General features: G+C 62.1%; 24 protein-coding genes. 12 read left to right on the top strand and 12 right to left on the bottom strand.

Translation table 11 applies throughout. The features are described from left to right. Positions 1-212: 212 nt before the first annotated feature. Positions 213-1,160, bottom strand: a complete 948-nt coding sequence (locus ACQKQA_RS20080) for a DMT family transporter (protein ID WP_427561347.1) — start codon at positions 1,158-1,160, stop codon at positions 213-215. A 79-nt stretch (positions 1,161-1,239) separates the two neighbouring features. Between ACQKQA_RS20080 and ACQKQA_RS20075 the strand changes: the two genes are divergently transcribed. The 3 genes from ACQKQA_RS20075 (at position 1,240) to ACQKQA_RS20065 (ending at position 4,383) form a co-directional block, all read left to right on the top strand. Continuing rightward, entirely contained in the window at positions 1,240-2,115 is an 876-nt protein-coding gene (locus tag ACQKQA_RS20075) for a LysR family transcriptional regulator (RefSeq protein ID WP_427561344.1), read from the top strand. Between the two features lie 118 nt (positions 2,116-2,233). Further along, positions 2,234-3,772: an EAL domain-containing protein gene (locus ACQKQA_RS20070; protein WP_427561341.1), complete on the top strand. Its 1,539-nt coding sequence runs from the start codon at positions 2,234-2,236 to the stop codon at positions 3,770-3,772. Between the two features lie 245 nt (positions 3,773-4,017). After that, the gene (locus tag ACQKQA_RS20065) at positions 4,018-4,383 is read left to right on the top strand and encodes a histone-like nucleoid-structuring protein, MvaT/MvaU family (RefSeq protein ID WP_427561399.1); all 366 of its coding nucleotides are present in this window, start codon (positions 4,018-4,020) and stop codon (positions 4,381-4,383) included. A gap of 235 nt (positions 4,384-4,618) precedes the next feature. On the opposite strand, the gene ACQKQA_RS20060 is transcribed toward ACQKQA_RS20065, so the two are convergent. Continuing rightward, on the bottom strand, positions 4,619-5,149 hold the full coding sequence (locus tag ACQKQA_RS20060; RefSeq protein ID WP_427561396.1) for a DUF4946 domain-containing protein: 531 nt from the start codon (positions 5,147-5,149) through the stop codon (positions 4,619-4,621). A gap of 200 nt (positions 5,150-5,349) precedes the next feature. On the opposite strand from ACQKQA_RS20060, the gene gloA reads away from it, so the two are divergent. After that, a complete protein-coding gene (gene gloA, locus ACQKQA_RS20055) occupies positions 5,350-5,871 on the top strand; it encodes a lactoylglutathione lyase (RefSeq protein WP_427561339.1) in 522 nt (173 codons plus the stop codon). Positions 5,872-6,005: 134 nt separating this feature from the next. Here the strand turns inward: gloA and ahpF are convergent, their stop codons facing one another. The 3 genes from ahpF to ACQKQA_RS20040 form a co-directional block, all read right to left on the bottom strand. Continuing rightward, complete coding sequence (ahpF, locus tag ACQKQA_RS20050) at positions 6,006-7,571, bottom strand: alkyl hydroperoxide reductase subunit F (protein ID WP_427561336.1); 1,566 nt, start codon at positions 7,569-7,571, stop codon at positions 6,006-6,008. A gap of 121 nt (positions 7,572-7,692) precedes the next feature. Further along, the gene (ahpC, locus tag ACQKQA_RS20045; protein ID WP_007921754.1) at positions 7,693-8,256 is read right to left on the bottom strand and encodes an alkyl hydroperoxide reductase subunit C; all 564 of its coding nucleotides are present in this window, start codon (positions 8,254-8,256) and stop codon (positions 7,693-7,695) included. Positions 8,257-8,374: 118 nt separating this feature from the next. Then, positions 8,375-9,346: a site-specific integrase gene (locus ACQKQA_RS20040; RefSeq protein ID WP_427561331.1), complete on the bottom strand. Its 972-nt coding sequence runs from the start codon at positions 9,344-9,346 to the stop codon at positions 8,375-8,377. A gap of 179 nt (positions 9,347-9,525) precedes the next feature. Between ACQKQA_RS20040 and ACQKQA_RS20035 the strand changes: the two genes are divergently transcribed. Continuing rightward, the gene (locus ACQKQA_RS20035) at positions 9,526-10,560 is read left to right on the top strand and encodes a DNA-binding protein (protein ID WP_427561328.1); all 1,035 of its coding nucleotides are present in this window, start codon (positions 9,526-9,528) and stop codon (positions 10,558-10,560) included. On the opposite strand, the gene gorA is transcribed toward ACQKQA_RS20035, so the two are convergent. Together gorA and galU are read right to left on the bottom strand one after the other, a co-directional pair. Next, the gene (gene gorA, locus ACQKQA_RS20030) at positions 10,557-11,915 is read right to left on the bottom strand and encodes a glutathione-disulfide reductase (protein WP_427561325.1); all 1,359 of its coding nucleotides are present in this window, start codon (positions 11,913-11,915) and stop codon (positions 10,557-10,559) included. The two genes, ACQKQA_RS20035 and gorA, sit on opposite strands and share 4 nt — an antisense overlap. A gap of 131 nt (positions 11,916-12,046) precedes the next feature. Further along, positions 12,047-12,886 (bottom strand): UTP--glucose-1-phosphate uridylyltransferase GalU, encoded by an 840-nt coding sequence (gene galU, locus ACQKQA_RS20025; RefSeq protein ID WP_010223914.1) that lies wholly within the window; start codon positions 12,884-12,886, stop codon positions 12,047-12,049. Positions 12,887-13,168: 282 nt separating this feature from the next. On the opposite strand from galU, the gene ACQKQA_RS20020 reads away from it, so the two are divergent. Together ACQKQA_RS20020 and ACQKQA_RS20015 are read left to right on the top strand one after the other, a co-directional pair. After that, a complete protein-coding gene (locus ACQKQA_RS20020) occupies positions 13,169-13,357 on the top strand; it encodes a hypothetical protein (RefSeq protein ID WP_427561320.1) in 189 nt (62 codons plus the stop codon). Between the two features lie 152 nt (positions 13,358-13,509). Beyond that, positions 13,510-13,791 carry a hypothetical protein gene (locus ACQKQA_RS20015; RefSeq protein WP_427561317.1) on the top strand — a complete coding sequence of 94 codons (282 nt, stop codon included), beginning with the start codon at positions 13,510-13,512 and terminating at the stop codon, positions 13,789-13,791. A 30-nt stretch (positions 13,792-13,821) separates the two neighbouring features. Here the strand turns inward: ACQKQA_RS20015 and ACQKQA_RS20010 are convergent, their stop codons facing one another. The 4 genes from ACQKQA_RS20010 to ACQKQA_RS19995 all read right to left on the bottom strand — a co-directional run bounded on the left by ACQKQA_RS20010 (position 13,822) and on the right by ACQKQA_RS19995 (position 16,244). Further along, a complete protein-coding gene (locus ACQKQA_RS20010; RefSeq protein WP_427561314.1) occupies positions 13,822-14,052 on the bottom strand; it encodes a hypothetical protein in 231 nt (76 codons plus the stop codon). A 68-nt stretch (positions 14,053-14,120) separates the two neighbouring features. After that, a complete protein-coding gene (locus ACQKQA_RS20005; protein ID WP_427561311.1) occupies positions 14,121-15,044 on the bottom strand; it encodes a c-type cytochrome in 924 nt (307 codons plus the stop codon). Further along, entirely contained in the window at positions 15,041-15,712 is a 672-nt protein-coding gene (locus tag ACQKQA_RS20000; RefSeq protein ID WP_427561308.1) for a c-type cytochrome, read from the bottom strand. The genes ACQKQA_RS20005 and ACQKQA_RS20000 overlap by 4 nt, the downstream gene beginning before the upstream one ends. A gap of 181 nt (positions 15,713-15,893) precedes the next feature. After that, positions 15,894-16,244: a hypothetical protein gene (locus tag ACQKQA_RS19995; protein ID WP_427561305.1), complete on the bottom strand. Its 351-nt coding sequence runs from the start codon at positions 16,242-16,244 to the stop codon at positions 15,894-15,896. 176 nt (positions 16,245-16,420) lie between these two features. Between ACQKQA_RS19995 and ACQKQA_RS19990 the strand changes: the two genes are divergently transcribed. The 5 genes from ACQKQA_RS19990 to ada all read left to right on the top strand — a co-directional run bounded on the left by ACQKQA_RS19990 (position 16,421) and on the right by ada (position 19,574). Then, on the top strand, positions 16,421-16,723 hold the full coding sequence (locus ACQKQA_RS19990; RefSeq protein ID WP_427561302.1) for a DUF1883 domain-containing protein: 303 nt from the start codon (positions 16,421-16,423) through the stop codon (positions 16,721-16,723). Between the two features lie 35 nt (positions 16,724-16,758). Next, on the top strand, positions 16,759-16,929 hold the full coding sequence (locus ACQKQA_RS19985; protein ID WP_427561299.1) for a hypothetical protein: 171 nt from the start codon (positions 16,759-16,761) through the stop codon (positions 16,927-16,929). Positions 16,930-17,038: 109 nt separating this feature from the next. Continuing rightward, positions 17,039-17,755, top strand: coding sequence for a 2OG-Fe(II) oxygenase (locus ACQKQA_RS19980; RefSeq protein WP_427561296.1), 717 nt, complete (start codon positions 17,039-17,041; stop codon positions 17,753-17,755). Beyond that, positions 17,745-18,413 carry a DNA oxidative demethylase AlkB gene (gene alkB / locus ACQKQA_RS19975; protein WP_427561294.1) on the top strand — a complete coding sequence of 223 codons (669 nt, stop codon included), beginning with the start codon at positions 17,745-17,747 and terminating at the stop codon, positions 18,411-18,413. The genes ACQKQA_RS19980 and alkB overlap by 11 nt, the downstream gene beginning before the upstream one ends. Before the next feature lie 87 nt (positions 18,414-18,500). Next, a complete protein-coding gene (ada, locus tag ACQKQA_RS19970; RefSeq protein WP_427561291.1) occupies positions 18,501-19,574 on the top strand; it encodes a bifunctional DNA-binding transcriptional regulator/O6-methylguanine-DNA methyltransferase Ada in 1,074 nt (357 codons plus the stop codon). Here the strand turns inward: ada and ACQKQA_RS19965 are convergent. After that, on the bottom strand, positions 19,538-19,972 hold a 435-nt coding region (locus ACQKQA_RS19965), incomplete at its 5' end, for a GyrI-like domain-containing protein (RefSeq protein ID WP_427561288.1). The genes ada and ACQKQA_RS19965 overlap by 37 nt on opposite strands.

The raw sequence follows: 19,972 nt of genomic DNA, 5'->3' as shown, positions 1-19,972 counted from the left end.
CAGTTGCTATCAAGGCTGATGAAGGCCGGTGGCGCGCAAGAGATGCCCCGCACGCTGCGCGCGAGGAAATCACCATAAATCAGTTGAAACCCGAGAATCTTCATGTCGACCCTGTCTTACCGCCTGGGGGGCGAGGCTTCTGCTGCCAGAAGACTTTATTATTGTATGCGTAACCAGATTCTACACAGCGTAAAACTGTTTGTCCGCACTCTCTATAAAATCCGCTTTTTTTCGGGGCCCGCAAGGGGTTTGTTGCACTGGTAGATGCCCCCGAGGATCAGCACGCCGCCCAGGCACATGGCCAGGCTCAGGCGCTCGTCCAGCAACAGCGCGCCGAGCAGCACCGCGGTCAGCGGGTTGAGCGCGATAAACACCCCCGAACGAGTCGCGCCGATCTTGCGCAGGCCGTCGTAATACCAGATATAGGCCAGGGCCGAGCCCAGCACACCGAGGTACAACAGGCTCAGGCCCTGCTCCAGGCCCAGGCTCGACAGGGCCGCGAGCTGTAGTTCGCCACGCAGCGCGGTGGCGCCCCAGAGCATCGCCGTGCCCAGCAGGATCGAATAGGTCACGGTCTGCAAGGGGCCCAGGGTCCGGTTCAGATTCCGGGAAAACAGCGAATAGACGCCCCAGCCCAGCACGCAGCCGAAAATCAGCAGGTCGCCGCGCCAACTGCCGGCGCCGCTCGACAAGGCCCCCGGATCGCGGCTGAGAATCACCACCCCCGCGCCCCCCAGGCACAGGGCGATGCCGAACAGTTTGCCGCCACTCAGGCGCTCCTTGAACAGCGCCCAGGACGCCAGGGCGATGACCGCCGGATTCAGGGCGACGATCAGCGAGGCCCGGGACGCATTGATCGATTGCAGCCCTTCGAAGAAACACAGGTTGTAGAAAAAGATCCCGAAAAACCCCAGCACGCTCAGTTGCGCGAACTGCGCCAGGCTGGGGCGTACCAGGGCAATCCGCGCGATCGCCATGAACAGCAGCAAGGCCAGACTGGCCAGGAGAAAACGCAGGCTGGCGGCCAGCAACGGCTCCAGGGTGCCCGCCAGCAGGCGCCCGGCGACGAAAGTGCCGCCCCAGATCATGGTGACCGCTGCCAACTTGCAATACACCGGCACATCGGACGGTCCGGCACAGGTTTGATCGACGGTGTTCATAAGGCCCCGACACACAGCTAAAGGAATATTCGGGTATTCTTCGGCTAATGACCGATCATCGTAAAATGAGCTTTTACTCATGACCCTGAGCCAACTGCAGATCTTTTCCCTGGTGGCCGAGCTGCGCGGTTTCACCAGCGCCGCCAGCCGCCTGGGCGTCAGCCAGTCCGCGGTGTCCCACGCGCTCAAGGCCCTGGAGCAGGAGCTGGGAGTCGAGCTGATCCGCCGGCATCAGTCGTTGGTGGAGCTCACCGATATCGGCCAGCAACTGTTGCTGCGGGCCCGGGCCATCCTCGGCCTGGCCGCCACCATGGAGCAGGAAGCGGCCGATGCCCGCGGCATGAAACGCGGCACCTTGCGCATCGGTTCGTTCGGCCCGACCTCGTCGATGAAACTGCTGCCGACAATCCTCCAGCGTTACCGCCAGGCCCACCCCGGTATCGAGGTGCACATCGACGAAGGGCCCGACCGGCAGGTGCTGCAATGGCTGGAAGAACGGCGCATCGACATCGGTTTCGTGGTGTTGCCCCAGGAGCGCTTCGACTGTTTCGCCCTGGTGGAGGATCAGATGGTGGCGCTGGTTCCCAGCCAGCATGCCCTGGCCGACCAGGACTCGGTCAGCCTCGCCGAGCTGTGCGACGACCCGTTCATCCTCACCGAGGCCGGTTCCGCCGAGCTGGTTTCCCGCCTGTTCCTCGCCGCCAGGCTCAGCCCCAACATCCGCTATCGCAGCTCGCAACTGCTCAGCACCCTGGAAACCGTGGCCCGCGGCGACGCCTTGACCCTGGTGGCCCAGTTGTCGCTGCCCGAGTCCAGCGACCCGCGCTACCGGGTCAAGGCGCTGTCGCCTCCGGCGCGGCGCCAGGTGGGCCTGGCCGTGCTGGACCGGCGGCAGTCGTCACCGGCGGCCCTGGCCTTTATCGAGCAGGCCCGGAGCCTGTATCGCGGGGGCTGAGCGCAAAGCAGAGGCACCGTCTATCCTGCCCATGAAGCGGACGCCGCCCGACCCGGTTCCCCACGAGTCACCGGCTTTCGAGAGCGCTCGTTTCCCTGCCTGCCATAGGTTTTCCTCCATGCCATTGACCGCCAAAGGCCCGTTGAAACGTTCTATCCGCAGCCTGCGGACGCTGCTGATCGGCTTGCTGCCGATGGCCCTGGGTGTGGTGATCCTCTATATGCAGGCCGAACGCGCGCTGATCCGCAGCAGCCAGGAAACTGCCGAGGAAGCCATACGCCAGTTCGACCTGATGCTCGACAGCACCGACCACGCCGCCCGGGCGCTGCTGGCACAAGCCGGGCAACCCTGCGACGAGCCCAGGCAACTGGCCCTGCGCGAACAGGTCACCCGCCGCCCGTTCGTGCGTTCGACCAACCTGGTGTGGCGCAACGACAATTACTGCAGTTCGCTGCTCGGCCGATCCTCGTTCGCGCTGAACCCGGCCGACTATGTGGAGGGCAAGCTGTGGTTGATGAACGGCAACCCGGTCACCCCCAATACCCCGCTGCTGGTCTATCGCCTGCAGGAAGGCGAACGCGCGGCCCTGGCTACCATCGATGGTTATCACCTGAGCAATGCACTGCACCTGATCAGCCGCTTTGCCGACCTGCAACTGCAAGTCGGGCCGTACTGGCTGTCCGACGACGGCCAGGTGCATCAGTCCATCGCTCCGACGGCGCCAGTGGCCCCACGGCAAATGGCGTCCTCGCGTTACCCCTACAAGGTCAGCGCCGGCTTTCCCGAGGGCGATATCTGGCTCTACATGAAGTCACAGTACCCTGCCCTGTTCGGCCTGCTGGTGTTCCTCGGCGTGTTGGCTGCCGTGCTCGGCCATTGGCTGCAAAAGCGCGCCTCGTCCCCCAGCCATGAACTGCAACGCGCCCTGGAAGCGGCGGAGTTCATCCCGTATTTCCAGCCCGTGGTGCGCGGCGACAGTAAAGAGTGGGCCGGCATCGAAGTACTGATGCGCTGGAAACACCCCAGGGAAGGCCTGGTGCGTCCGGACCTGTTCATTCCCTTCGCCGAGCATTCCGGACTGATCGTACCCATGACCCGCTCGCTGATGCAGCAGACTGCCCGGCTGCTGGCGCCCCATGCCCAGAGCTTGCGCGACGGTTTTCATATCGGCATCAATATCACCGCCAGCCATTGCCACGACCTGGAGTTGCTGGAGGACTGCCGGGCATTTCTCGGCCTGTTCCCGCCGGGCAAAGTGATACTGGTCCTGGAACTGACCGAACGTGAACTGGTGGAGCCCAGCACCGTCACCCACAGCCTGTTCGAGGAACTGCACAAGTTGGGGGTCATGATCGCCATCGACGACTTCGGCACCGGCCACTCCAGCCTCGCTTACTTGCGCAAGTTCAATGTCGATTATCTGAAGATCGACCAGAGTTTCGTGGCCATGATCGGCGTCGACGCCCTGTCCCGGCACATACTCGACAGCATCATCGAACTGTCGGGCAAACTCGAACTGGGCGTAGTCGCCGAGGGCGTGGAGACCCAGGAACAACAGGACTATCTGGCTGCCCATGGCGTCGATTTCCTGCAGGGCTATTTATTCGGCCAGCCGATGCCTGGTGAAGAATTCCTGCAAGCCCTATCGCGCCACTAAGTAGCCATTTTCCATGAAGATTTATTCAATTCGACAATTGTTTCCCGCACCAATTTGAATCAGAAGATGACAAATCGCGGGCATGAACAACAACGTGATTTACTTGCACCAGATTAACTACTACAATTTTTCATACCTGAACAAGATTCACAGGTGGGCCATTATAATCGAGTCGTTCTAAGACTCTTGGCTTATAGCTTTGTTTGCGGTTGGTATCAGCCAAATACACTATTGGAGTAAAGATATTGTCCAGACTCGCTGAATTTCGTGCAGCAGAAAAGGCCCTTCAAGAGCAGCTCGCCCAGCTGGAGTCCCTGAAGAACGACGCCGGACTCAAGAAAGAAATCGAGTTCGAGGAAAAGCTTCAAGGCCTGATGAAGACCTACGGTAAAAGCCTGCGCGACATTATCGCCATCCTCGATCCTAATCTGGGCAAATCCGCGCTGCCGCTGTCGAACGCGCCGAAGACCCGCCGCGCCCGCGTGGTCAAGGTTTATCAGAACCCGCATACCGGCGAACTGATCGAAACCAAAGGCGGCAATCATCGCGGCCTGAAAGCCTGGAAAGAACAGTACGGCGCCGCCACTGTAGATTCCTGGCTGCGCGGTTAACATTTGATCCCAATAAAAGACCCTGCCAATGCAGGGTCTTTATTTTTAAGCTGGCGCTATTTGTTTCAACCTCGGCTAAGTTGCTGCCTTCCAACACCGAACAGATTGCCTGAGCGGCAATAAGCGCCAAACCTGAACTGCATCTGGGCCGACAATCCTTGCCCACCCCTTCGACAACTTTGCATTTCGCTCATATCGGTGAGCAACGCCGGCCGAGGTAGCCTAACCGACCCGGCTAAAGTTGCAGGCTACTTCGCACGCTGCGGACTTCCTCCTGACTTTCGGCATAAGCCGCCGCCTGTCCGGCATAGGACAGTACATAAGCCTTGTCGCCATCGGTAGCCGCCACCAATGTTTGCGATAACACATGCCGACCGTTCTCGGTAATGGTGCAAGTGGTTTCCAGCGCCGCCAGGCGGCTCAATGTCGTCTCATGAATACGCGTGCACACACTTTGATAACCGCCACGGCCAAAGTCCTTCTGCACCGACTTGCGCATTTCCAGCAAAACCGCCTGCAAATTGACCTGATGCCCACTCTCCACCTGAGTCTGGGTCAACTCCATGACCATCAGCGGTGTGCCGCCGGCATCGTTCTTCACCGCCCGCTGCCTGAACACCTTGCCCGCCCCTTGCGCCGGTGACTCTGGCAACGCCTCTATCTGCCAGCCAACGGGCCAGGTAATCACCGGGTCCGCCGCCTCGGCCAGGGCCGGAAGCAAAAGCCAGGGCGCCAGGAGGCACAGGGTCTTGAAGGATAAGCGCATGGTCATCAACACATAAGGAAGGGGCCTCGAAGTCTGAGGCTGGTACGAGTATCGGGCAACAGATTCGTAGCTTTGTGTTTGGTGCGCCCTGGCGCTCTTGCGTATCATTGCCCCACCGCAACAACGCCCGAAGCCCCACGCGCCAAGGGACCGCTCGTGAACACGAGTATCGTTTGCCCCACTTCTTTTCCGGAGGGCCCATGAGCCTGCACGAACTCAATACCTTTCCCGGCGTAACCGCCCAGCCCGACACCGCCACCGCCCGGTTCGTGTTCAACCACACCATGCTGCGCGTCAAGGACATCACCCGCTCCCTGGACTTCTACACCCGCGTCCTGGGTTTCTCGCTGGTGGAAAAACGCGATTTCCCCGAAGCCGAATTCAGCCTGTACTTCCTGGCGCTGGCGGACAAGACGCAGATCCCGGCTGACGCCGCGGCCCGCACCGAGTGGATGAAGTCGATCCCCGGCATCCTCGAGCTGACCCACAACCACGGCACCGAGCACGATGCGGAGTTCGCCTACCACAACGGCAACACCGATCCACGCGGCTTTGGCCATATCTGCATTTCGGTGCCGGATATCGTCGCCGCCTGCGAGCGCTTCGAAGCCCTGGGCTGCGATTTCCAGAAGCGCCTGAACGACGGTCGCATGAAGAGCCTGGCCTTTATCAAGGATCCGGACGGCTACTGGGTCGAGATCATTCAGCCGGCGCCGCTGTAAATCGCGTTTTTTGTAGACGCGGCCTGACCGATACACCGCTCTCGCGAGCAAGCTTCGCTCCTACAGAAATCAGAGGCACAAACAAAAACCCCATGGGCCGAGGCCCATGGGGTTTTGTTTTTTCAGCGCTCGATTCAGGCCGGCGCGGAGGTGCGGATCAGGTGGTCGAAGGCGCTCAGCGAAGCCTTGGCGCCCTCGCCGACCGCGATCACGATCTGCTTGTACGGCACGGTGGTCACGTCGCCGGCGGCGAACACGCCGGGCAGCGAGGTCTCGCCACGGGCATCGACAATGATCTCGCCACGGGGCGACAGCTCGACGGTACCCTTGAGCCAGTCGGTGTTCGGCAACAGGCCAATCTGCACGAAGATGCCTTCCAGCTCGACAGTGTTGAACTCGCCCGAATCGCGATCCTTGTACACCAGGCCGGTGACCTTCTGGCCGTCACCCTTCACTTCGCTGGTCAGCGCGCTGGTGATGACGTTGACGTTCGGCAGGCTGTAGAGCTTGCGCTGCAGCACCGCGTCGGCTCGCAGCTTGCTGTCGAACTCCAGCAGGGTCACATGGCTGACGATACCCGCCAGATCGATGGCCGCTTCGACGCCGGAGTTACCGCCGCCGATCACCGCCACGCGCTTGCCCTTGAACAGCGGGCCGTCGCAGTGCGGGCAGAAGCACACACCCTTGGCCTTGTATTCCTGCTCGCCCGGCACGCCCATTTCGCGCCAGCGGGCACCGGTGGCCAGGATCAGCGACTTGGCCTTGAGGGTCGCGCCGCTTTCAAAACGCACTTCGTGCAGGCCGCCGACTTCCTTGGCCGGCACCAGCGCGCTGGCGCGCTGCAGGTTCATGATGTCGACGTCGTACTGGCGAACATGCTCTTCCAGGGCGCTGGCCAGTTTTGGCCCTTCGGTTTCCTGCACCGAGACGAAGTTCTCGATAGCCATGGTGTCCAGCACCTGGCCGCCGAAACGCTCGGCTGCGACACCGGTGCGAATGCCTTTACGAGCGGCGTAGATCGCCGCCGAAGCGCCGGCCGGGCCACCGCCGACCACCAGCACGTCGAAGGCGTCCTTGGCGCTGATCTTTTCCGCTTGTTTCTCGATGGCGCCGGTGTCCAGCTTGCCGAGGATTTCTTCCAGGCCCATGCGGCCCTGGCCGAAGTTCACGCCATTGAGGTAGATACTGGGGACAGCCATGATCTTGCGATCGTTGACTTCGTCCTGGAACAGCGCGCCGTCGATGGCAACGTGGCGGATGTTCGGGTTCAGCACCGCCATCAGGTTCAGCGCCTGGACCACGTCCGGGCAGTTCTGGCAGGACAGCGAGAAATAAGTCTCGAAGTTGAACTCGCCTTTGAGGGCGCGGATCTGTTCGATCACTTCGACACTGGCTTTCGAGGGATGGCCGCCGACTTGCAGCAAGGCCAGCACCAACGAAGTAAATTCATGGCCCATGGGAATGCCGGCAAAACGCAGGCTGATGTCGCTTCCCGGGCGATTGATCGAGAACGATGGCTTGCGCTCATCGTTACCGTTGTCGAGCAAGGTAATCAGGCTGGAAAGACTGGCAACATCTTTCAGCAGCGCGAGCATTTCCTGGGATTTCGCACCGTCGTCGAGAGAGGCAACGATCTCGATCGGCTGGGTGACCCGTTCCAGGTATGACTTCAACTGGGCTTTAAGATTGGCGTCCAACATACGGGCGATTTCCTTTATTCAGATCGAAAAAAAACGCCCGAGCGAATCTCGCCCGGGCGTTCTTGGGGCGGTGCAGCTGACTTAGGTGCGGCGGTCCGCCCTGCTGTAGCGTTTCACAGACTCAGATCTTGCCGACCAGGTCCAGGGAAGGAGCCAGAGTGGCTTCGCCTTCTTTCCACTTGGCCGGGCAGACTTCGCCTGGGTGGGCAGCGACGTATTGAGCCGCCTTGATCTTGCGCAGCAGCTCGGAAGCGTCACGGCCGACACCGCCGTCGTTGATTTCAACGATCTTGATCTGGCCTTCAGGGTTGATCACGAAGGTGCCACGGTCAGCCAGACCGGCTTCTTCGATCAGCACGTCGAAGTTGCGGGAGATGGCCAGGGTCGGGTCGCCGATCATGGTGTAGCGGATCTTGCCGATGGCTGGCGAAGTGTTGTGCCAGGCTGCGTGGGCGAAGTGGGTGTCGGTGGAAACGCTGTAGATCTCTACGCCCAGCTTCTGGAATTCGGCGTAGTTGTCGGCCAGGTCTTCCAGCTCGGTCGGGCAAACGAAGGTGAAGTCAGCCGGGTAGAAGAACACGACAGACCACTTGCCTTTCAGGGTCGCGTCCGACACTTCGATGAATTCGCCATTCTTGAAGGCGGTCGCTTTGAACGGTTTTACTTGGCTGTTGATGATAGGCATCGGTGATTCTCCATCAGTGGGTAAAAACTTGGGTTGGAAACTTGATGGGGAGAATCCTAACCAACGAACCGAACCTTGGCTCATTGGCAAAGCTGATGCTGCTGATTAGGTTTGGCTATTAGCCCGCAGTATTAATAGAAGAATTCTGTATTTGCTGGTCCACCGGCTTTTCCTCGGTCAGGGCCATGCCGAGAAACGGGCTGGCCTCGACATAACGCATGGCCGACTTGACGTCCTTCCAGCCGACATAACTCATCAGCGACTTGAGGTCCCAGCCGCTGCGATGGGCCCAAGTGGCGAAACCGCGGCGCAGGGAGTGGCTGGTGTACGGCTCGCCATCAACCCCCGCGCGCTCCAGCGCCTGGCGCAATAACGGGATGACGCTATTGGCGTGCAGCCCCTCCTCGCTCAAATGCCCCCAGCGGTCGATGCCGCGAAACACCGGACCGCGAACCAGGGCCGCTGCGTTGACCCACTCGATATAGGCCTGGACCGGACACAAGCGGCGCAATGCCGGGGTATGCCAGGTCTTGCCGAGGTTGTCCCGATCGCTCTTGCTGCGGGGCAGATACAGGCTGATACCGGCACCCGCCACCGCCTGCACATGTTCGATCCGCAGCCGGCACAACTCGTCGCTGCGAAAGCCGCGCCAGAATCCCAGGAGAATCAGTGCCCTGTCGCGCCGCGCCCGCAGCAGGGCCGGTTGATGGTCGGCGAGGCGGGCCTGGGTGGCCTCCTGCTCCAGCCAGGCGACCACCTGTTCCAGGTGCTGCAATTGCAACGGCTCGGCCTGTTTTTCCTGCGCCGGATGCAGCGCGCGGATGCCCTTGAACACCTGACGCACCAACGGGGCCTTGGTCGGATCGGCGAACCCCTGGCTGTTATGCCACTGGGCCAGGGCCGATAGCCGCAGCTTCAGGGTGTTGATCGACAACTCCCCCGCATACGCCGCCAGATAACGCGCCACGCTGTCGCTGGTCGCCGGCAGGAACCCGCCCCAGGCCACCTCGAAATGCTCGATGGCCGCCCGGTAGCTGCGCCGGGTGTTGTCGCGCGTTGCCGCGCGCAGATAGCGATCCAGTTCACTCATGGGCTGCTCGACTCGTTTTGCCCCATGGAAATAGCGGGTTGGCACCGGGCGTTTGGCCCTGACACGGGGTAATACCAGTATATCCCATGTCAATAAATCGAATCTCATCCGTCTATTTTGCTGTACAATCAACACTAATTACATACCACGTAAAAAAGTACGAAATCCGAGGAGAGACCATGGCTCGTGGCGGCGTTAACAAAGCGGTGGTGCAGATTGCCCGTTCGGCGATCCTCGCCCGGGGCGAACACCCCAGCATCGACGCAGTACGCATCGAAATGGGCAATACCGGCTCGAAAACCACCATCCACCGCTACCTGAAGGAGCTGGAGCAGAGCGAAGCCCGCCGCGCCGCGCCCCAGGAAGCCCTAGAAGATGAACTGACGGAACTGGTGCAGAACCTGGCCAAGCGCCTGCGGGAAAAAGCCCAGCTTCCAGTGGAACAGGCCCGGGCCCTGCTGGAGGAAAAGCACCAGGAACTGGCGGAGCAGCAAGCCGCAGCCGAACAGGCCCAGGCCCAGTTGCAGCAGCAGCTGCAGACCCAGGCCTCGGCCCTGGCCAGCGAAAGCGCGCTGCTGCAGGACACCCGTTCCATGCTGCAGACCGAACAGACCCGCAATGCCGGGCTGAACCAGGCCCTGGCCGACTTCGAACTGCGCCTGCAAGACAAGGACGAGCAGATTCGCTCGCTGGAAGAAAAGCACCTGCACGCCCGGGAAGCCCTGGAGCACTACCGCAACGCGGTCAAGGAACAGCGCGAACAGGATCAGCGCCGCCATGAAGGCCAGTTGCAGCAGGTGCAGCAGGAACTGCGCCAGGCCCAGCAAAGCGCGCTGGTGCGTCAGGACGAGATCACCCAGCTGCATCGCGACAACGAACGCCTGAGCAGCGAGCAACGCGCGACCCAGAAGGAATTGCGCCAGGCCCAGGAACAGGCGCAGAAGACCGACAGCCAGCTTGGCCAGCTGACAGAGCAAGCGGCCCGCCTGGGCAACGAGCACACCCTCCTCCAGGAACGCCTGCGCGTCGCCCTGATGGACAGCCAGGCGCTCAAGCAGAGCCTGGAGCAGCAACTGCAGGACAATCGACAATTGGAATTGCGCGCCACCAAGGCCGAGACCAACCTGGAGGCCCTGCAACTGGCTGCCGCCGCGAAGGCCGCGGCGGAGCCAGAAACAGAAGGACAGCGGCCACAGCCGCCAGAGAAGGCTTAACCGGCGACCGGCGTACGCATAGTGACGAACTCTTCGGCAGCCGTCGGGTGCACGCCGATGGTCTCGTCGAAGTCACGCTTGGTGGCACCGGCCTTCAAGGCAATCGCCAGGCCCTGGACGATCTCGCCCGCGTCCGGGCCGACCATATGGCAGCCCAGCACCTTGTCGGTCTCGGCGTCCACCACCAGCTTCATCAGCGTGCGTTCCTGGCATTCGGTCAGGGTCAGCTTCATCGGCCGGAAGCGGCTTTCGAAGATCTGCACCGAGTGCCCCGCTTCTCGCGCCTGCTCTTCCGTCAGGCCGACGGTGCCGATATTCGGCAGGCTGAACACTGCGGTCGGGATCATGTTGTAGTCCACCGGACGATACTGCTCCGGCTTGAACAGGCGCCGCGCCACGGCCATGCCTTCGGCCAGGGCCACCGGGGTCAACTGCACACGGCCGATCACATCGCCGATCGCCAGGATCGACGGCTCACTGCTCTGATACTGCTCGTCGACCTCGATAAAACCACGCTTGTCGAGCTTCACCCCGGTGTTTTCCAGCCCCAGGTTGTCGAGCATCGGTCGCCGCCCGGTGGCGTAGAACACACAATCGGTGACCAGCTCGCGACCATCCTTGAGGGTGACGTTCAGGCTACCGTCGGCGTGCCGGTCGATGCGCTCGATGTCGGCATTGAACTGCAGGCCGAGCCCACGCTTGGTCAGCTCTCCCTGCAAGTGCTTGCGCACTGAACCATCGAAGCCGCGCAGGAACAGGTCGCCGCGGTACAGCAGCTGGGTATCCGCGCCCAGGCCATGGAAGATCCCGGCGAACTCGACGGCGATGTATCCGCCGCCCACCACCAGGATGCGCTTGGGCAGTTGCTTGAGGAAAAACGCCTCGTTGGAGCTGATGGCGTGCTCGCGCCCCGGAATATCCGGAATCTGCGGCCAGCCGCCGGTGGCGATCAGGATGTGCTTGGCGGTGTAGCGCTGGCCATTGACCTCCACCTGATGCGGGTCGATCAGCTTGGCGTGGCCTTCGTGCAGGGTCACGCCACTGTTGACCAGCAGGTTGCGATAGATGCCGTTCAGGCGATTGATTTCGCGGTCCTTGTTGGCGATCAGCGTGGCCCAATCGAAATCGGCCTCGCCCAGGTTCCAGCCAAAACCTGCGGACTGCTCGAAGTCCTCGGCGAAGTGGGCGCCGTACACCAGCAGCTTTTTCGGCACACAACCGACGTTGACGCAGGTACCGCCCAGATAGCGGCTTTCGGCTACCGCGACTTTCGCGCCAAAACCCGCCGCGAACCGCGCCGAACGCACACCGCCGGAACCGGCGCCAATTACATAAAGATCAAAATCGTAGGCCATTTCACTCTCCCAGGCAGGCTGACAGCATAACCGCAGATGCGTATCCGGTCAGCGCTAGAGGATTTACATAAGGGCATAAAACGAAAAAGCCACCCGAAGGTGGCTTTTCAGTACAAGGGCACAGCGGGCTATCAGTAAGCCTTGCCGGTCTTGTAGAAGTTCTCGAAGCAGAAGTTGGTCGCTTCGATGTAGCCTTCGGCGCCACCGCAGTCGAAACGCTTGCCCTTGAACTTGTAGGCAATCACGCAACCGTCCTGGGCCTGCTTCATCAGGGCGTCGGTGATCTGGATCTCGCCACCCTTGCCCGGCTCGGTTTCTTCGATCAGCTTGAAGATATCCGGGGTCATGATGTAGCGGCCGATGATCGCCAGGTTCGACGGCGCATCTTCCGGCTTCGGCTTCTCGACCATGTTACGTACGCGGTACAGGTCGTCACCGATCAGGTCGCCGGCAATCACACCGTACTTGCTGGTTTCCTGCGGGTCGACTTCCATGATCGCGACGATGGTGCAGCGATACTGCTTGTACAGCTTGACCATCTGCTTCAGCACACCGTCGCCTTCCAGGTTCACGCACAGGTCGTCCGCCAGGACCACGGCGAACGGCTCGTCGCCGATCAGTGGGCGGCCGGTCAGGATCGCGTGGCCCAGGCCTTTCATCTCGGTCTGGCGGGTGTAGGAGAACGAGCACTCGTCCAGCAGACGACGGATGCCGACCAGGTATTTTTCCTTGTCGGTGCCCTTGATCTGGTTTTCCAGCTCGTAGCTGATGTCGAAATGGTCTTCCAGGGCGCGCTTGCCGCGGCCGGTGACGATGGAGATTTCGTTCAGGCCAGCGTCCAGTGCTTCTTCAACGCCGTACTGGATCAGTGGCTTGTTCACCACCGGCAGCATTTCTTTGGGCATGGCCTTAGTCGCTGGCAGGAAGCGAGTACCGTAACCGGCTGCTGGGAACAAGCATTTCTTGATCATATGAGTCCTTAAAAGGGCTGTACGTACGAATTTCGGCGCAGTCTAATCAGGCCGCGAGCACCTTACAATGGGCCGCGCTGGCTAACCGCTGCCATCTAAGAGAAATATTGCGACAGATAGTTCCGCACAGGGTTCTGCAATAGCTATGCAGCATCGTACAGATAGCCCGCGGCGTAAACCGCCATCCGGCTGCAAGGCCCCGATTTTCTGCGTTTGAAGCCTGATCCGTGCGCCCGTTTACCGCTATCATGGCGCCCTTGAACCCGCCAACGAGGCAGATAGATGTCGGCAACAAAAAGCGTAAACGGTTACCAGATCAAGAAGCTGAAAGACGGCCAATGGTGGCTGGTCAGTGCCCAGGGCGAGAACGTCGCCGGCCCCTTCCCCAGCGAGGCGATGGCGGTCGAAGTGGCCTCGGTGTTCGAGGATTCGGCGGGACACGCCTCGGCACGGCGCAGCCCCAAGCCTTGAGACAACCCTTGTCCCAGAGAGCCCTGCCCCGTGCAGGGCTTTTTCATGGCGATCTGTACCGCAGTGGCGGTTCGCTATAGCATTTCGTCCAGACGCTCACCCAGGGTGTCCAGCCCTCCCCGGGGCTCAACTTCTCGACGATGACCACGCCCATGCACAAGCTCCTGGCACTGACCGCGGTACTGGCCCTGACGGGATGCGCCACCGTCTCCGATACCTACCTGGAGGACGGCGAGCAAGGCCTGAGCATCGATTGTTCCGGCGAAGCCGGCTCCTGGGCCAGCTGCTATGAAAAGGCCGATGCCTCCTGTGCCGGCACCGGCTACCGGATCGTCGGCACCGACGGCACGCCGTCGCCCAAGGACAGCGACAAGACCCTGGGGGCGGATGTCGGCAACTACAAAAGCCGCAGTGTGGTGGTGGTCTGCAAGTGACAGGCGGCTCTCAGGGCCCTCACGCCCTGCCTACATGTGAATTTCGGCGAACTTGATGCCCAGGCTGCGCAGGGTGCCGACCAGGTCGTCCAGCCGCTCGAATGACTCGACCTCATCGTTGTCGTCCACCAGAAAGTAGCTGCGCCCCGCGCTTTTCTTGAAGAACACTATCCACTCCCCGGAACTCGCCGGATTCTGAATCACATGGGTCGCAGAGATATGCCCCTCTGCATGCCTCTCCCGGACTTGTTCGCGTTTCATGCTTTCTCCCAAAAAACGATGCCGCCGAAACCCGGGTTTCGACGGCATCTTTGACAATGGTCGACAGTTTATCGGATGCCTTGCCCAATCAGCACGCCATCGACCGTCTGGCCATACAGGTTGACCCCGTCATTGGCGTGGAACTTGAGCCGGGTCTTCTCGATCGAGCCCTCCACCAGGCGCGGGTCCTGGGGCCGCTCATGGCGGTTGACGAACGCCGCCACGTCCCAGGCCTGCTGGTCGCTCAGGCTGCCGGCCTTGCCCAGGGGCATGTTGTATTTGATGAAGGACGCCGCCGTGTTGATCCGGTGCATGCCGGCGCCCCAGTTATACGAGTCCTTGCCCCAGAGCGGCGGCATGACATAGTCCGCCCCGACCTTCTGGCCCTGGCCGTTATCGCCATGACAGACCGCGCATTGCCCCCGGTACACCTGCTCGCCACGGGCCAGGTCGTAGCCCTGGGCTGGCTGTGGCACCTCGGGATAACCACGCCCGGGCAACTCGACGCCAATCGGCGCCTTGCTCGCCAGCCAGTAGGAGTACACCGACAGCGCAGTGATCTCGTAGCTGTCGGCCGCCGGCGGCTTGCCATTCATGCTGAACTGGAAGCAGCCCTGCAAGCGTTCGGCGTAGGTGTTCACCTTGTCGTTCTTCTTGCGATAGGCCGGGTACATCGGATAGGCGCCCCACAGCGGCGCAGAGTTGGCCAAGCGCCCCTGATCCAGGTGGCAATTGCTGCAATTGAGGCCGTTGCCGACAAACGTGGGCGCCAGACGCTTGGTGTCGATGAACAGCGCATAGCCATCGCGAACCATCTTGCCGTAGGCATTGTCCGGCAACTCGCTCTCCGCCGGCGGTTGAAAGTATTGCGGGTGGGACGCCTTCAGCGCCGGCTCGCGCAATTGCGTTTGATCCTCCATGGCCACCGCAGCGCCCTGGGCCTGGAACGTCAGCAAGGCCAGGGACAGCCCCATTACAAGATCGCGATTCATGGCTTGGACTCCTGGTTACTGGCCTTGGCGAGCTGGCTGTCGAGCTTGGCGAAGTAGTCGGCCACCGCGGTGATTTCCTCGGGGGTCAGGGCCTTGGCAATGTGCCCCATCAGATCGTTCGGGTCGTTGCGGCGCGTACCGTCGCGCCAGGCATTCAATTGCCCGACCAGATAAGCCGTCGGCTGCCCAGCCAAGGGCGGAAAGGCGTCTCCCACCCCCACCCCGCCCGGCCCGTGACAGGTCACGCATTCCGGCACCTGGCGCTCCCAGGCCCCACGCAGCGCCAGCCTGGCGCCTGTGCCCTCGGCCGTGGCGCTGCGGTTGATCGGCGCTGGCGTCGGGGCAGGCATGGCGGCCAGCGTCTGGCTGACCGCAAGTATCTCGTCATCGCTCAGGGCCTTGGCCAGTGGTTGCATCACCGGGTTGCTGCGCGCGCCGCTGCGAAAATCCTCCAGCTGCTTGCGCAGATAGCCCGCCGACAATCCCGCCAACCGCGGAAAACCGGCGGCCGCCAGGCCCAACCCGTCGCCGCCATGGCAGGCCAGGCACGCTGTCGCGCCGGGTTGCGCACCACCCTGGGTAAACACCTTCTGCCCGTCCACGGCCTGGGCATTGGTGACGAAAAACAGCATCAGACCGCTCAGCAGTAGTCGATCCACGGGGATCATGATGAACTCCATTTTCTAGTTATATGCTTAGGCCTATTTTATATAAGCCCACAAAGCGTAGGCCAATAGACCTTTGGCTACAACGCAAGCGAGCCAAGCCTACCCTGCTGTCGGACACAAAAAAGCCCGCCCTCGCCACGCAAATCCGGGCCAGAGCAGGCTCTTGAAAAAAACTGTGCGGTCAGCCGGAAATGCAGTCTTCCGCCGCCTTCTTGATATCGCCCGGGCGCACGGGCACGTTGGACATGCTCTCATGCAGCTTGATGCTGCTACCGCCGGAACGCTCTTCGATATCGAACACCGCCGTTGGCCCCGCCGAGAATTTTTGCGGAACGATAATGCGCATGCCGTCCTTGTGCGGTTCGATCTGCAACTGGCCACGGCTGTCAGCCAGCTTGTCGCTGACACACTTGGCATAGGCCTGCGGCTTTTTCCCTGAAATCACATTCAGGGTGGGCAGCGTCTGGCTAATATCCGAGACCGTCGCACACCCGCTGATCGCCAGGGCCAGAGTCAACACACCCCATTTCATACATTTCCTCCGATAAAGATTGTCCGACCGTAGAAATGGAATTTTTCTCCGGATAAGTCAGATTTATCTTAAATAAACGAAAAATAACTGTTTTAAATTGTCAAAGCCGCCCGCCGCGGCCTGATAAACTGCGCCATCGTTTTGATTTTGTAGCAAAAGCCCTTCTGGAGGCGCCCATGAAATTTATCCACCAGCGCGAGCACCTCAACGAAGATGACATCGTCGTCATCGAGTGCTCCCAGGTCTGCAACATCCGCCTGATGAACGACGCCAACTTCCGAAGCTTCAAGAACGGCGGACGTCACACCTATCATGGCGGCGCATTCGACAAGTTCCCGGCCCGGATCACCGCGCCGAGCACCGGTTTCTGGAACATCACCATCGACACCGTCAACCGCCGCCCCATCAGCGTCACCCGCAAGCCGAACTTCACCCATTCGATCAAGATCATCCGCCGGTCCAGCTCGAAACTGCGCTGAAACCCACCCCAAGCTCGCGACCAACAGGTGTCACCATGGCCCAAACGACCAAGTACGTCATCAAATACAAACTCAATGGCGAGCGCCGCTTCGAGTTCGCCCAGCTGCAAAGCGGAACCCAGGAAGAAGCCAAGGCCGCGCTGGAGGCCCTGCACGGCCAGAGCGGCGACGTCATCAGCGATGTCAGCGTCAGCAAGGCGCTGTAAGCCGCCTTCCCTGCTTCAGTGACGAATTCGAACGCAAGCGCCGGAGTGTGAGCGGCCCGCGCACTTCCTAGACTGGCAGCCATCAGCCTCTGCCTCGGGAACCGCCCGCATGTCCGCCCCCTCCCTGGAACAACGCCTCGCCGCGGTGAACTGGTCCTCGATCGAGCAGCGACTCGATCAGGACGGCAGTGCCGTGATCCACGGCCTGCTCAGCGCCGACGAATGCCATGACCTTTGCAGCTTGTATCCGCGCAGCGAGCGGTTCCGCTCGCGGGTGGTCATGGCCCGGCACGGCTTCGGCCGCGGCGAGTATCAATATTTCGCCTACCCCCTGCCGGCACTGGTCGCCGAACTGCGCGGCCGGCTCTACCCACACCTGGTGCCCCTGGCCAATTGCTGGAACCGGATCATGGACATCGCCGTGGAATATCCGCCCCGACACACGGACTTCCTCCAACGCTGCCACGCCGCCGGTCAGCAACGGCCGACGCCGCTGTTGCTGCAATACGGCCCGCAGGATTACAACTGCCTGCACCAGGACCTGTATGGCGAGCACGTATTTCCCCTGCAGGTCGCGATCCTGCTGTCGCGCCCGGGCAGCGACTTCAGCGGCGGCGAATTCGTCCTCACCGAACAGCGCCCGCGGATGCAGTCGCGGCCGCAGGTCATAGACCTGCGGCAAGGGGATGCGCTGATCTTCGCCGTGCATCAGCGTCCGGTGCCCGGCGTGCGCGGCCATTACCGGGTGACCATGCGCCATGGCGTCAGCCGCCTGCACAGCGGCCACCGGCACACCCTAGGAGTGATCTTCCACGATGCCCAGTAACTTCACCGCCGAGCTGTTCGCCGAAGCCGAGCTGCAGCAGGCGCCGCGCACCGAACAGATCGGCCCGCAGGCCTTCGTGCTCCACGGCTTCGCCCTGCCCTGGGTCGAGCGCCTGCTGCCGGCCCTGCGTGGCGTGCTGCGTGCCGCGCCCTTCCGGCAAATGGTCACGCCCGGCGGCTTCACCATGTCGGTCGGCCTGAGCAGTTGCGGGCAACTGGGCTGGACCACCGACCGCAGCGGCTACCGCTATACCACCATCGATCCCCAGAGCGGCCAGCCCTGGCCAGCGATGCCCGAGGTGTTCCGCGAACTGGCGCAGGCAGCCGCGGCCGAGGCCGGGTTTCCCGGGTTCGAGCCGGATGCCTGCCTGATCAACCACTATGTGCCCGGGGCGCGAATGTCCCTGCACCAGGACAAGAACGAGCGCGATTACAGCGCGCCGATCGTGTCCGTCTCCCTGGGGTTGCCGGTGCTGTTCCAGCTGGGCGGCGACCGCCGCGGCGATCGCCCGTTTCGCGTGCCGCTGCTGCACGGCGACGTGCTGGTCTGGGGTGGCGTCGACCGCCTGCGCTATCACGGCGTGCTGCCGCTCAAGGAGGGCACGCACCCGCTGCTGGGTCCACGGCGTATCAACTTCACCTTTCGCCGGGCCGGTTGAGCCCACGGGAATTCCAGCGCAAGACTCGGAGTGCCAGGCACCCTGCCCTCGATTAATCTGAACGGCATCCGTCAGCGAGTAGAGCCCATGACCAGCATCCCGCCCAAGTCCCCCATCGAAAGCGATCCACGCTGGCTCGCGGTCCTGGCCCGCGATGCGAGTGCTGACGACCAGTTCGTCTATGGCGTGAAAACCACCGGGGTCTACTGCCGCCCCAGCAGCCTGTCGCGTCTACCACGGCCGGAGAACGTCGAGTTCTTCGACACCGCGCAAGAGGCCGAAGCCGCCGGCTACCGGCCCAGCAAACGCAGCGCCAGCGACCAGACCCAGGTGGCCGCGCATCACGCTGCCCTGGTGGCCGCCGCGTGCCGGCAGATCGAAGCGGCCGACACCCTGCCCAGCCTGAAACAGCTGGCCGAGCAGGCCGGCATGAGCAGCTTCCACTTTCACCGGGTGTTCAAGGCCGCCACCGGGCTGACGCCGAAAGGCTATGCCAGTGCCCACCGCTCGCGGCGGGTGCGGCGCCAACTCGAACACGGCCATTCGGTGACCGACGCGCTGTACGACGCTGGCTTCAACTCCAACAGCCGCTTCTACGAGACCGCCGATCAGTTGCTGGGGATGAAACCCAGCGACTACCGCGCCGGCGGCCAGAATACCGATATCCGCTTCGCCGTCGGCCAGTGTTCCCTGGGGGCGATCCTGGTGGCCCAGAGCAATCGCGGGGTCTGCGCAATCCTGCTGGGCGACGATCCCAATGCCCTGGTGCAGGACCTGCAGGACAAATTCCCCCGGGCCAACCTGATCGGCGCCGACCAGGAGTTCGAGCGACTGGTGGCCAAGGTGGTGGGTTTTATCGAAGCGCCGGCCCTTGGCCTGGACCTGCCACTGGACCTGCAAGGCACGGCGTTCCAGGAGCGGGTGTGGCTGGCTCTCCAGGAGATCCCGCCGGGCAGCACCGCCAGCTACGCCGAGATCGCCCAGCGCATCGGCGCGCCGAAGTCCTTTCGCGCCGTGGCCCAGGCCTGTGGCGCCAACAGCCTGGCGGTGGCGATCCCTTGCCACCGCGTGGTGCGCAGCGACGGCAACCTGTCGGGCTACCGCTGGGGGGTGGAGCGCAAACGTCAGTTGCTGGAGCGCGAGGGTGCGTCCGAAGCCTGAATGCCGATGTACACCGACACCGATTCCGCGCCGGTGTAGACCTCGAAGTCCGTGGCGAAACGCCGGTGGATCTGCGGGTTGTCCTCGAAATAGGCCCAGATCAGACCCCAGGTCTGGATCACCACTTCCGGCATCGGCCCCTTGGCGGAGAACGCCAGGTACTCGCCGCCCTCGATCTGCACCAAGGGATAATCGGCATTGCCCTCGGCCACCGCGACACCGGCGGTGACGTCGAACTGCCCCGAGGCATCGGACTCGTAGTTGGAGTACACGCCGTAGACGAACGAGTCCGACTGTCGGTGACCGATGCTGTCGAACAGGCCCTCGACAAAGAACCGCTCCCACATCGGCCCGATCCGCGCGCTGTCGGTTTTTTGTTCGTCGGCATTGCAGGTGCG

Origin of the sequence: Pseudomonas sp. NPDC089530, assembly GCF_050280705.1 — a bacterium.
In the GTDB taxonomy this organism is placed as follows: domain Bacteria; phylum Pseudomonadota; class Gammaproteobacteria; order Pseudomonadales; family Pseudomonadaceae; genus Aquipseudomonas.
The sequence above is the reverse complement of the archived record's forward strand: the minus strand, read 5'-3'. Positions and strand labels throughout refer to the sequence as shown.